This window comes from Pseudomonas sp. EU05-FHT14B02 (assembly GCF_058791055.1).
The window spans coordinates 39,079-51,991 of record NZ_JBYTDD010000016.1 but is presented as its reverse complement, the minus strand read 5'-3'; the positions used below and the strand labels follow the sequence as shown (position 1 = coordinate 51,991).

At 61.4% G+C, this 12,913-nt stretch carries 9 protein-coding genes; 7 read left to right on the top strand and 2 right to left on the bottom strand.

The genetic code is table 11. The features are described from left to right. The first annotated feature begins 11 nt into the window (after positions 1–11). Both AC3WTM_RS16065 and dapC read left to right on the top strand, forming a co-directional pair. Positions 12–2,714, top strand: a complete 2,703-nt coding sequence (locus tag AC3WTM_RS16065) for a [protein-PII] uridylyltransferase (RefSeq protein WP_102669827.1) — start codon at positions 12–14, stop codon at positions 2,712–2,714. Between the two features lie 158 nt (positions 2,715–2,872). Then, complete coding sequence (gene dapC, locus AC3WTM_RS16060) at positions 2,873–4,072, top strand: succinyldiaminopimelate transaminase (protein WP_102669826.1); 1,200 nt, start codon at positions 2,873–2,875, stop codon at positions 4,070–4,072. Positions 4,073–4,096: 24 nt separating this feature from the next. Here the strand turns inward: dapC and AC3WTM_RS16055 are convergent, their stop codons facing one another. Further along, the gene (locus AC3WTM_RS16055) at positions 4,097–5,728 is read right to left on the bottom strand and encodes a Na+/H+ antiporter (protein ID WP_102669825.1); all 1,632 of its coding nucleotides are present in this window, start codon (positions 5,726–5,728) and stop codon (positions 4,097–4,099) included. A gap of 181 nt (positions 5,729–5,909) precedes the next feature. On the opposite strand from AC3WTM_RS16055, the gene AC3WTM_RS16050 reads away from it, so the two are divergent. The 4 genes from AC3WTM_RS16050 to AC3WTM_RS16035 all read left to right on the top strand — a co-directional run bounded on the left by AC3WTM_RS16050 (position 5,910) and on the right by AC3WTM_RS16035 (position 9,091). Then, positions 5,910–6,272: an ArsC family reductase gene (locus tag AC3WTM_RS16050; RefSeq protein WP_154861814.1), complete on the top strand. Its 363-nt coding sequence runs from the start codon at positions 5,910–5,912 to the stop codon at positions 6,270–6,272. A 32-nt stretch (positions 6,273–6,304) separates the two neighbouring features. Continuing rightward, positions 6,305–7,339 carry a 2,3,4,5-tetrahydropyridine-2,6-dicarboxylate N-succinyltransferase gene (gene dapD / locus AC3WTM_RS16045; RefSeq protein WP_102669823.1) on the top strand — a complete coding sequence of 345 codons (1,035 nt, stop codon included), beginning with the start codon at positions 6,305–6,307 and terminating at the stop codon, positions 7,337–7,339. A gap of 145 nt (positions 7,340–7,484) precedes the next feature. Beyond that, a complete protein-coding gene (locus tag AC3WTM_RS16040; protein WP_102669822.1) occupies positions 7,485–8,690 on the top strand; it encodes an aminotransferase class V-fold PLP-dependent enzyme in 1,206 nt (401 codons plus the stop codon). Further along, the gene (locus AC3WTM_RS16035) at positions 8,687–9,091 is read left to right on the top strand and encodes a SufE family protein (RefSeq protein ID WP_102669821.1); all 405 of its coding nucleotides are present in this window, start codon (positions 8,687–8,689) and stop codon (positions 9,089–9,091) included. Before AC3WTM_RS16040 ends, AC3WTM_RS16035 begins: the two co-directional genes overlap by 4 nt. A gap of 103 nt (positions 9,092–9,194) precedes the next feature. Here AC3WTM_RS16035 and tcdA read toward each other — a convergent pair whose 3' ends face one another. Continuing rightward, the gene (gene tcdA, locus AC3WTM_RS16030) at positions 9,195–10,013 is read right to left on the bottom strand and encodes a tRNA cyclic N6-threonylcarbamoyladenosine(37) synthase TcdA (RefSeq protein WP_046041104.1); all 819 of its coding nucleotides are present in this window, start codon (positions 10,011–10,013) and stop codon (positions 9,195–9,197) included. Between the two features lie 264 nt (positions 10,014–10,277). Between tcdA and AC3WTM_RS16025 the strand changes: the two genes are divergently transcribed. Then, positions 10,278–12,869, top strand: a complete 2,592-nt coding sequence (locus tag AC3WTM_RS16025) for a glycosyltransferase (RefSeq protein ID WP_102669820.1) — start codon at positions 10,278–10,280, stop codon at positions 12,867–12,869. Positions 12,870–12,913: the final 44 nt, after the last annotated feature.

Here is a 12,913-nt window from a genome sequence, read left to right as displayed (position 1 = left end):
AAAGCCAATCGATGCCGCAGGTGGATCCCGAACTCTTCGACCGCGGCCAGTTCCAGGCTGAACTGGCCCTGAAGGCAAGCCCGATCGGGGCCTTCAAGAAGGCGATCCGCCAGGCTCGCGAAGTGCTTGATACGCGTTTTCGCAATGGCCGGGACATTCGCCGGCTGATCGAGGATCGCGCCTGGTTCGTCGATAACATCCTGCAAAAGGCCTGGGAGCAGTTCAGCTGGAGCGAGGACGCCGACATCGCGCTGGTCGCGGTCGGCGGCTACGGCCGTGGCGAATTGCACCCTTATTCCGATATCGACTTGCTGATCCTTCTCGATAGCGCCGACCACGAGGTTTTCCGCGATTCCATCGAGCGTTTTCTGACGCTGTTGTGGGACATCGGCCTGGAGGTCGGTCAGAGCGTTCGCTCGGTCGAAGAATGCGCCGTCGAGGCCCGCGCCGACCTGACGGTCGTCACCAACCTGATGGAAAGCCGCACCATCGCCGGCCCTGAGCGTTTGCGCCAGCGCATGCTGGATGTCACCAGCACCGGGCACATGTGGCCGAGCAAGGACTTCTTCCTGGCCAAGCATGCCGAACAAAAGGCTCGCCACCACAAGTACAACGACACCGAATACAACCTGGAACCCAACGTCAAAGGCTCACCCGGCGGCCTGCGGGATATCCAGACGATTCTGTGGGTGGCCCGTCGCGAGTACGGCACCCTGAACCTGCGGGCACTGGCAGGCGAAGGATTCCTGGTAGAGAGCGAAAACGCCCTGCTCGCCTCCTCCCAGGAGTTCCTGTGGAAGGTTCGCTATGCCCTGCACATGCTGGCCGGCCGCGCCGAAGACCGCCTGCTGTTCGATCACCAGCGCACCATTGCCGGGCTGCTGGGCTTCAAAGGCGACGACGCCAAGCAAGCCATCGAAAACTTCATGCAACAGTATTATCGAGTGGTCATGAGCATCGCCCAACTCAGCGACCTGATCATCCAGCACTTCGAGGAAGTCATCCTCGCACCGGAAGACGAAGCGCCACCGCAGCCGATCAACTCGCGTTTCCAGTTGCATGACGGTTACATCGAGGCACGCAACGACAACGTCTTTCGCCGCACGCCATTCGCCATGCTCGAAATCTTCGTGCTGATGGCCCAGCAACCCGAAATCAAGGGCGTGCGCGCCGACACCATTCGCCTGCTGCGGGAATACCGCCACCTGATCGACGACGACTTCCGCAACGATATTCGCAACACCAGCCTGTTTATCGAGTTGTTCAAATGCAAGATCGGCATCCACCGCAACCTGCGGCGAATGAACCGTTACGGCATCCTTGGGCGTTATCTGCCCGAATTCGGCTTTATCGTCGGGCAGATGCAACACGACCTGTTCCACATCTATACGGTCGATGCCCACACCCTGAACCTGATCAAACACCTGCGTAAGTTGCAGTACACCCAGGTGTCGGAAAAATTCCCGCTGGCCAGCAAAGTCATGGGCAAGCTGCCAAAGCCCGAGCTGATCTACATGGCCGGCCTGTACCACGACATCGGCAAAGGCCGGCATGGCGATCATTCGGACATCGGCGCCGTGGATGCCGAGGCCTTTTGCCAGCGTCATCAACTGCCCACGTGGGACAGTCGCCTGATCGTGTGGCTGGTGCAAAACCACCTGGTGATGTCGACCACCGCCCAGCGCAAGGACTTGTCCGACCCGCAGGTGATCCACGATTTCGCCCAGATCGTTGGCGACGAAACCCGCCTCGACTACCTGTACGTGCTGACTGTCGCCGACATCAACGCCACCAACCCGACCCTGTGGAACTCCTGGCGCGCCAGCCTGCTGCGCCAGCTCTACACCGAGACCAAGCGCGCCCTGCGCCGTGGCCTGGAGAACCCGGTGGATCGCGAAGAGCAGATCCGCCAGACCCAGAGCGCCGCCCTGGATATCCTGGTGCGCGGTGGCACCGACCCGGACGATGTCGAGCAGTTGTGGGCGCAGTTGGGTGATGACTATTTCCTGCGCCACACCGCCGGCGACGTGGCCTGGCACAGCGACGCGATACTCCAGCAACCGGCTGACGGCGGACCACTGGTGCTGATCAAGGAAACCACCCAGCGCGAGTTCGAAGGTGGCACGCAGATCTTCATCTATGCCCCGGACCAGCACGACTTCTTTGCCGTGACCGTGGCAACGATGGACCAACTCAACCTGAATATTCACGACGCCCGGGTCATCACCTCCAGCAGCCAGTTCACCCTCGACACCTATATCGTGCTCGACACCGACGGCGACTCGATTGGCGATAATCCGGCACGGGTCAAACAGATCCGCGAGGGTCTGACCGAAGCCCTGCGCAACCCGGACAACTACCCGACCATCATCCAGCGCCGGGTGCCACGTCAGCTCAAGCATTTCGCCTTTGCACCACAAGTGACGATCCACAACGACGCCCAACGCCCGGTGACGGTGCTGGAACTCACCGCGCCCGACCGCCCGGGCCTGCTGGCGCGGATCGGCACGATCTTCCTGGAGTTCGATCTGTCGTTGCAGAACGCCAAGATCGCCACCCTTGGAGAACGTGTGGAAGACGTGTTCTTCATCACCGACGCCAACAATCAGCCGTTGTCCGACCCGCTGCTGTGCAGCCGCCTGCAGGATGCGATCGTCGAACAACTGAGCGTCAACCAGGAACCTGATATCAAACTGTCGCGCATCAGCATCTGACTTAACAACGGCCCGCCTTTTGTAGGAGCGAGCTTGCTCGCGATGAACTCAAATACGCCGCGTTATTCTGGCAAGAACGCGTTATCGTTGACGACCATCGCGAGCAAGCTCGCTCCTACAGGGACCAGCGCCGCTCCAACACCGAACGAGATTTATCGATGAACAACGCCCTGTCCCAGCTCCAGCCCTACCCGTTCGAGAAACTCCGCGCCCTGCTCGGCAGCGTGACGCCCAATCCGGACAAGCGTCCGATCGCGCTGTCCATCGGCGAGCCGAAACACCGTTCACCAAGCTTTGTCGCCAAGGCCCTGGCCAGCAATCTGGAAAAAATGGCTGTGTACCCGACCACACTCGGTATCCCGGAGCTACGTGAAGCCATCGCGGCATGGTGTGAGCGTCGCTTCGATGTACCCAAGGGCTGGATCGACCCGGCGCGCAACGTACTGCCGGTCAACGGTACCCGCGAAGCGCTGTTCGCCTTCACCCAGACCGTGGTCAACCGTGGCGATGATGCGCTGGTGGTCAGCCCGAACCCCTTCTACCAGATCTACGAAGGCGCGGCGTTCCTCGCCGGGGCCAAGCCGCATTACCTGCCATGCCTGGACGAAAACGGCTTCAACCCGGATTTCGACGCCGTATCGCCGGACATCTGGAAACGCTGCCAGATCCTGTTCCTGTGCTCGCCAGGCAACCCGACCGGCGCTTTGATTCCGGTGCAAACCCTGAAAAAGCTGATCGCCCTGGCCGACGAGTACGACTTCGTGATTGCCGCGGATGAGTGCTACAGCGAGCTGTACTTCGACGAACAAACGCCGCCACCAGGCCTGCTCAGCGCTTGCGCGGAACTGGGTCGCAAGGACTTCAAGCGTTGCGTGGTGTTCCACAGCCTGTCCAAGCGCTCCAACCTGCCAGGCCTGCGCTCGGGTTTTGTAGCCGGTGATGCCGATGTCCTCAAGGGCTTCCTTCTCTACCGCACCTACCACGGCTGCGCGATGCCGGTTCAAACCCAACTGGCCAGCGTTGCCGCGTGGAATGACGAAGTACACGTACGTGCCAACCGTGCGCTGTATCGCGAGAAGTTCGATGCGGTGCTGGAAATCCTCAGCCCGGTGCTGGACGTACAGCGTCCGGATGGCAGTTTCTACCTGTGGCCGAATGTCGCCGGTGACGACGCTGCGTTTTGCCGCGACTTGTTCGAACAGGAGCACGTGACCGTGGTGCCGGGCTCTTACCTGTCGCGGGACGTCGATGGCGTCAATCCTGGGGCCGGGCGCGTGCGCATGGCATTGGTTGCGCCGCTGGCGGAGTGCGTTGAAGCCGCCGAGCGGATTCGCGATTTCATCCAGCGCCGCAAATAACCGCCCATCCGGTGACGGCCAGGTTTACTTCACCTGGCCCAGCTTGGCCTCGCTCAGATCAAGCTCACCCAGCACTTCGCGCAACACGTCATCACCAATCTGGTGCTGACGACTGAGGCTATACAACTCCAGACGCTGCGCCCGCAGCGCCTTCAAGCGCAAGCGCCGCTCCAGCAAATCCATCTGAAACGCCAGGGCTTGCGCCTCAGCGGAGTCGTTGAACACCTCCAACTGATGTCGGTACTCGGACATGATCCGCGCCTTGAGCTCGACGGCCAGTGCGGACTGGGCGGCGTCCTGTGGATTGACCTCTTCTGTCTCAAGCGCATGAATGGCCGCCTCGGCGGTCTTGCGCCAAGCGTCGCGCACTTCGTTGCGCCGCTTGTCGTCCGGACTGGCTTCGATGCCACGCAACAACAGTGGCAGCGCGATGCAGGCCGCAATCAACGAAAGCAGAATCACCCCGGCGGCGATGAAAATCAGCAGATCGCGCTCGGGAAATGCGCTCCCGCCCATGAGCATCGGCACCGACATCACACCCGCCAGCGTCACGGCCCCGCGCACGCCGCCCACGGTCAGCAACCAACAGGATCGCGCCGTCGGCACCCGGGTCACTTCACCCTTGCCGCGCAATCGCCGCAGCAGTACCGACAATCGCCAGATGCTTTGCACCCAGACGAACCGCAAAACCAGCAGCACCAGGAAAATTGCCACCACGTCGAGCCCGCGATACAACAACGTCGGCCATAGCGAAGTTTCGTGACTGGCCACCGCCTTGATGATGTCCGGCAACTGCAAACCCAACAGCAGGAAGATCAAACCGTTGAACGCGAACTCCAGCAGCGACCAGACACTTCGGTTGAGCAAGCGCGTGTTGGTCTGGCGCGGCAGAAGGTCGAGCCAGCTCTGCATCATTCCCGCCGCCACCGCCGAGAGGATGCCCGACACTTCCATGCGCTCGGCCAGCACGTAGGCCGCAAACGGCAGCAGCAACATGAACACCACATGCGTCGCCGGATCATCCCAGCCCCGCTCGATCATCCACGCCCGCAGACGGCCGACCAGCCAGCTCAAGGCCACCCCGACCGCCAGACCACCGACAGCGACCAGCACGAACGTCAGACTGGCATTGGCCAGCGAGAACACACCGGTCACCGCCGCCACCAGGGCAAACTTGAATGTCACCAGGCCCGAGGCATCATTCATCAGCGCCTCGCCCTGCAAGATGTGCATCAACGGGGTCGGCAGTCGATTGCGGGAAATGGCCGACACCGCCACCGCATCCGTCGGTGACAGCACCGCTGCCAGGGCGAACGCCACCGGCAACGGTACACCGGGCAGCAACCAGTGAATGAAATACCCGGCGCCGACCACGGTGAACAACACCAAGCCCACTGCCAGGGTCAGGATCGGGCCGCGCAAGTGCCAGAATTCGCGCTTGGGCATGCGCCAGCCGTCGGAGAACAACAGTGGTGGCAGGAACAGAAACAGGAACAGCTCGGGATCGAGGGCTACATGCAGGCCGAGCGTCGGCCAGGCAAGCAAGGCCCCGGCGGCAATCTGCACCAACGGCAACGGCAGCGGAACGACCCGTCCAATCAGGCGCGAAACGCCGACCAGCATCAACAGGATCAGGACGGTGTAAGCGGTTTGCATAAAGCGAGGTTCCCGGACAATCGACAGCATTGAAGTGCCATATTAGCCGCCTAGACTGTCTGCTGACCCTTGCACCAATGTCGCACGCAGGTCGCCGAAGCACCGTATTCCCGCAGGATTTGCGCTTCCATGGCATAATCCGTCACCTTTTATTTACGGCACCTGCAAAGGGGGCAATTCCTTGACCGTTTCAAGCAAAACGTTGCACCTTTTCGGCATCAAAGCCTGCGACACCATGAAAAAGGCGCGCACCTGGCTCGATGAACACGCTGTCAGCTATGACTTTCATGATTACAAGGCGGTCGGTATCGACCGTGAACACCTGACCCAATGGTGCAACGAGCACGGCTGGGAAGTGGTGTTGAACCGTGCAGGCACGACCTTTCGCAAGCTCGACGACGAATGCAAAGCCGATCTCGACCAGACGAAAGCCATCGAACTGATGCTCGCACAACCCTCGATGATCAAGCGCCCGGTGCTTGATCTCGGTGACCGAACCCTGATTGGCTTCAAGCCAGATATCTACGCGGCCGCGCTCAAGTAAGCAGCCCGTTTCAATTTGCTAGAGGTATCAACATGTCTACTACCCTGTTCAGCCTGGCCTTTGGTGTCGGCACTCAAAACCGTCAAGGCGCATGGCTGGAAGTGTTCTACGCCCAGCCACTGCTCAACCCGCCCGCCGAACTGGTCGCCGCCATTGCGCCGATCCTCGGTTACAGCGAAGGCAACCAGGCCATCACCTTCACCACCGCGCAGGCCGCGCAACTGGCTGAAGCCGTGAAAGGCATCGACGCGGTACAAGGCAAACTGCTGACCCGCCTGGCCGAGAGCCACAAGCCGCTGGTTGCCACCTTGCTGGCCGAAGACGCCCAGCTGTCGTCCACCCCTGAGGCCTACCTCAAGCTGCACCTGCTGAGCCATCGCCTGGTCAAGCCACACGGCCTGAACCTGGCCGGGATCTTCCCGCTGCTGCCGAACGTGGCCTGGACCAGCCAGGGCGCTGTCGACCTGAGCGAACTGGCCGAACTGCAACTCGAAGCCCGCCTGCGCGGCGAGCTGCTGGAAGTGTTCTCGGTGGACAAGTTCCCGAAAATGACCGACTACGTGGTGCCGGCCGGCGTGCGTATCGCTGATGCTGCGCGCCTGCGTCTCGGTGCCTATGTGGGCGAAGGCACCACCGTGATGCACGAAGGTTTCATCAACTTCAATGCCGGCACCGAAGGCCCGGGCATGATCGAAGGCCGTGTATCCGCTGGCGTATTCGTCGGCAAAGGTTCGGACCTGGGCGGCGGCTGCTCGACCATGGGCACCCTGTCGGGTGGCGGCAACATCGTGATCAAGGTCGGCGAAGGCTGCCTGATCGGCGCCAACGCCGGTATCGGTATCCCGTTAGGCGACCGCAACACCGTCGAGTCGGGCCTGTACGTGACCGCCGGTACCAAAGTCGCGCTGCTGGACGAGAACAATCAACTGGTCAAAGTGGTCAAGGCCCGTGAACTGGCCGGCCAGCCGGATCTGCTGTTCCGTCGCAATTCGGAGACCGGTGCCGTGGAATGCAAAACCCACAAATCGGCCATCGAGCTGAACGAAGCGCTGCACGCTCACAACTAAGCCACACGATCCCTGTTCCTTTAGGAGCGAGCCTGCTCGCGATGGACGTCAACGATAACGCGGGGCATCAGACAGCCCGTGTCGTCCAAGCGATCATCGCGAGCCAACTCGCTCCTACAGGGATCAAGTGCATAGGCCGAACAGCATGATGATTCTCTCCCCCTGGCGTGCCGATTTTCCGGCCATCGCCGCCCTGCAACGGCAAGACCAGACCTATCTGGACAACGCCGCCACCACGCAAAAACCTCAAGCCCTGCTCGATGCCCTGGCGCACTACTACGCCAACGGCGCGGCCAACGTGCATCGGGCGCAGCATTTGCCCGGCGCCCACGCCACCCAGGCGTTCGAGGACAGCCGCCGCAAAGTCGCGCAATGGCTCAATATTGGTGATTGCGGGCAGATCATCTTTACCCACGGCGCGACGTCCGCGCTGAATCTCCTGGCCTATGGTCTGGAACATCTTTTCAATCCGGGCGACGAGATTGTCATCAGCGCCCTGGAGCATCACGCCAACCTGTTGCCCTGGCAGCAACTGGCGCACCGTCGCGAGCTGAAACTGGTGATCCTGCCGCTGGATACCGACGGCGTGATCGACCTTGAAGCAGCCGCCGGTTTGATCGGCCCACGCACGCGTCTGTTGGCGGTCAGCCAACTGTCCAACGTGATTGGCGCGTGGCAACCGCTGCCACAATTGCTGGCACAGGCCAAGGCGCACAACGCCCTGACCGTGATCGACGGCGCCCAGGGCGTGGTCCATGGTCGCCACGACGTGCAGGCGCTGGGCTGCGATTTCTATGTGTTCTCCAGCCACAAGCTCTACGGCCCCGATGGCCTGGGCGTGCTGTTCGGGCGCAATACAGCACTGCAACAACTGCGTCCCTGGCAGTTCGGTGGTGAAATGGTGCTCGATGCCAATTATCACGACGCACGCTTTCGCCCGGCACCGCTGGGTTTCGAGGCCGGGACGCCGCCGATTGCCAGCGTGATCGGCCTGGGAGCGACCCTGGACTACCTCGCCGGACTCGATCAGGACGCCGTGTCTGCCCATGAAGCCGCGTTGCATGCCTGTCTGCTCAAGGGCCTGGAGGCGCGCAACGGCATTCGCCTGTTGGGCAAGCCGCAAGTGGCACTGGCCAGTTTCACCGTCGAGGGTGTGCATAACTCCGATCTCGCGCATTTGCTGACCGAACAAGGGATCGCGGTGCGTGCCGGCCACCACTGCGCGATGCCGCTGCTCAAACGCTTCGAACTGGCCGGAGCGATTCGAGTGTCGTTGGCGCTGTACAACGATTCCGAAGACCTGGAACGGTTCTTTGAAGCCCTGGATCAGGCGCTGGAGTTGCTGCGATGAGCTTGCCTGCCGATGCCGTGACGGCGCTCGACACCTTTCAGAAAGCTGCCGGCTGGGAACAGCGCGCACGCCTGCTGATGCAATGGGGCGAGCGTCTGCCAGCGTTGAGTGATGCGCAGATGTGCGATGCCAACCGGGTGCACGGCTGTGAAAGCCAGGTGTGGCTGGTGGGCGAACTGCGCGACGGTCATTGGCAGTTCAGCGCCAACAGTGATGCACGGTTGATTCGCGGGTTGGTGGCGTTGCTGCTGGCGCGGGTCAACGGCTTGTCCGCAGCCGAGTTGCAACAGGTGGATTTGCCGGACTGGTTCAATCAGCTGGGGTTGGGACGGCAGTTATCCGAGTCCCGCAGCAATGGCTTGAATGCGGTGCTTCAGCGAATGCGGGAGTTGGCTCAATAAAGGACTGCTACGCGGGCCATCGCGAGCAAGCTCGCTCCTCCAGGAGGAACGCATTCCAATGTGGGAGCGAGCTTGCTCGCGATGAGGCCTTCAGCCACACCGACTAAACCTGCGGTTTGACCCGCTCCGCCGGCCGCCGCACACCCGCGACAATCTTGTCCACCGCCTTGGTCGCCGCGACCATGCCGAAGGTCGCCGTCACCATCATCACCGCGCCAAACCCGCCGGCACAGTCGAGCTTCACGCCATCACCGACAAAACTCTTCTGCAGGCAAATGCTGCCGTCCGGTTTCGGGTAGCGCAGTTGCTCGGTGGAAAACACGCACGGCACGCTGTAGTGGCGGGTCACGGTGCGTGAGAAGCCGTAGTCGCGGCGCAATGTGGAGCGCACCTTCGACGCCAATGGATCATTGAACGTGCGATTGAGGTCGCAGACCTGGATCAACGTCGGGTCAATCTGCCCGCCCGCGCCGCCGGTAGTGATGATCTGGATCTTGCGCCGCTTGCACCAGGCGATCAACGCGGCCTTGGCGTTGACGCTGTCGATGCAGTCGATCACGCAGTCGATATTCGGCGTGATGTACTCGGCCATGGTGTCGCGGGTGACGAAGTCAGGCACCGCATGCACCGTGCAATCCGGGTTGATCCCGCGCAGACGCTCGGCCATCACCTCGACTTTGGGCTTGCCCACCGTGCTGTCCAGCGCGTGCAACTGACGGTTGGCGTTGCTGACGCAGACGTCATCGAGGTCGAACAGCGAAATTTCGCCAACACCACAACGGGCCATGGCTTCCGCCGCCCAGGAACCGACGCCACCGACGCCCACGATCGCCACATGGGCCGCTTTCAGGCGCTCAAGGCCTTCAATGCCATACAAGCGGGCGATGCCAGCAAACCGCGGATCTTCTGTACTCATGACCATTACCCCAAAAACCGGCGCGCATTATAGGGCCGTCGGCGCCCAAGAGCATCATTGCGCTATGAACGGGCAACATCCACGAAAACTAAATCGAACAAAGATTCGTCCTACACGCTCTAAAGAAAGAACTTAAACCGACTTGGATTGCCCAATGTCCGGCAATTCCCTGTCCGCTGTACGACCAGAGAATGCCCGGTGTAGGATGCGCGCCCCTTGGCGACCGCCAACCGTTCCTTCGTTCCACAGTCTTTGGAACCCGAAATAACTATGTCATCGCGTAAATTTGGACTCAACCTGGTCGTGGTGCTCGCCATCGCAGCCTTGTTTACCGGCTTCTGGGCGCTGATCAACCGCCCGGTCACCGCCCCCAACTGGCCTGAACAGATCTCCGGCTTCTCGTACTCGCCATTCCAGCAGGGCCAGTTCCCGCAGAAAGACCAGTACCCGACCGACGATCAAATGCGTCGCGACCTGGAGATCATGAGCAAGCTGACGGACAACATCCGCATCTACTCGGTCGACGGCACGCTGCAGAACATCCCGAAACTGGCGGAAGAGTTCGGCTTGCGGGTGACCCTGGGGATCTGGATCAGCCCGGACCAGGAACGCAACGAACGGGAAATTACCCGTGCCATTGAAATTGCCAACGCTTCACGCAGCGTGGTTCGCGTGGTGGTCGGCAACGAAGCCATTTACCGCAAGGAAATCACCGCACAGGAACTCAGCGTCATGCTCGATCGCGTGCGTGCCGCCGTGAAAGTGCCGGTGACCACGTCCGAACAGTGGCACGTGTGGGAAGAACACCCGGAACTGGCCAAGCACGTCGACCTGATTGCCGCGCACGTCCTGCCTTACTGGGAATTCGTCCCGATGGACAAGGCCGGGCAGTTCGTCCTCGACCGCGCCCGCGACCTGAAAAAGATGTTCCCGAAAAAACCACTGCTGCTGTCCGAGGTGGGCTGGCCGAGCAACGGCCGCATGCGTGGTGGCGCCGACGCCTCCCCGGCGGACCAGGCGATTTATCTGCGAACCCTGGTCAACAAGCTCAATCGCCAGGGCTTCAACTACTTCGTGATCGAAGCGTTTGACCAGCCGTGGAAAGCCAGCGACGAAGGTTCCGTCGGCGCCTACTGGGGCGTGTTCAACGCCGCGCGCCAGCAGAAGTTCAACTTCGAAGGCCCGGTGGTGGCGATTCCGCAATGGCGCGTGTTGGCCATTGGTTCGGTGGTATTGGCGCTGTTGTCGCTGACCCTGCTGATGATCGACGGCTCGGCCCTGCGCCAGCGTGGCCGTACCTTCCTGACCTTCATTGCGTTCCTGTGCGGTTCGGTGCTGGTGTGGATCGGTTACGACTACAGCCAGCAATACAGCACCTGGTTCAGCCTGACAGTGGGCTTTTTGCTCGCCCTCGGTGCGCTCGGGGTGTTTATCGTGCTGCTGACCGAAGCCCATGAACTGGCCGAAGCGGTGTGGGTGCACAAGCGCCGGCGCGAGTTCCTGCCGGTGGAAGGCGACTCCAGCTACCGCCCGAAAGTGTCGATTCACGTGCCCTGCTACAACGAGCCGCCGGAGATGGTCAAACAGACCCTCAACGCCCTGGCCAACCTCGACTATCCGGACTTCGAAGTCCTGATCATCGACAACAACACCAAGGACCCGGCGGTCTGGGAACCGGTGCGCGATTATTGCGAAACCCTCGGCCCGCGCTTCAAGTTCTTCCACGTGGCACCGCTGGCCGGCTTCAAGGGCGGCGCGCTGAACTACCTGATCCCGCACACCGCCAAGGATGCCGAAGTGATTGCGGTGATCGACTCCGATTACTGCGTGCATCCGAACTGGCTCAAGCACATGGTGCCGCACTTCGCCGACCCGAAAATCGCCGTGGTGCAGTCGCCGCAGGATTACCGCGACCAGAACGAAAGCACCTTCAAGAAGCTCTGCTACGCGGAATACAAAGGCTTCTTCCATATCGGCATGGTCACCCGCAACGACCGCGACGCGATCATCCAGCACGGCACCATGACCATGACCCGTCGCTCGGTGCTCGAAGAACTGGGCTGGGCCGACTGGTGCATCTGCGAAGACGCCGAACTGGGCCTGCGGGTATTCGAAAAAGGCCTGTCGGCAGCGTACTACCACACCAGCTACGGCAAGGGGCTGATGCCCGATACCTTCATCGACTTCAAGAAACAGCGTTTCCGCTGGGCCTACGGAGCGATCCAGATCATCAAGCGCCACACCGCCAGCCTGCTGCGCGGCAAGGACACCGAGCTGACCCGTGGCCAGCGCTACCACTTCCTCGCGGGCTGGTTGCCGTGGGTGGCGGACGGCATGAACATCTTCTTCACTGTCGGCGCACTATTGTGGTCGGCGGCGATGATCATCGTGCCGCAACGGGTCGATCCGCCGCTGCTGATCTTCGCAATCCCGCCATTGGCGTTGTTCGTGTTCAAGGTCGCCAAGATCATCTTCCTCTACCGTCGTGCGGTCGGGGTGAATCTGAAGGACGCCTTCTGCGCGGCGCTGGCCGGTCTGGCGTTGTCCCACACCATCGCCAAAGCGGTGCTGTACGGCTTCTTCACCAGCAGCATTCCGTTCTTCCGTACGCCGAAGAATGCCGACAACCACGGCTTCTGGGTGGCGATTTCCGAAGCCCGGGAAGAGATGTTCATCATGCTGCTGTTGTGGAGCGCGGCCCTGGGGATCTACCTGGTGAACGGCATGCCGAGCAACGACATGCGCTTCTGGGTCACCATGCTGCTGGTGCAGTCGCTGCCGTACGTCGCGGCGCTGATCATGGCGTTCCTGTCGTCGCTGCCGAAACCGGCCGCCGAGCCTGAAACGGCACCTGTCGTCTAAATCTGCGCGGATGCACTAAACGGCGGCCAATGGTCGCCGTTTTG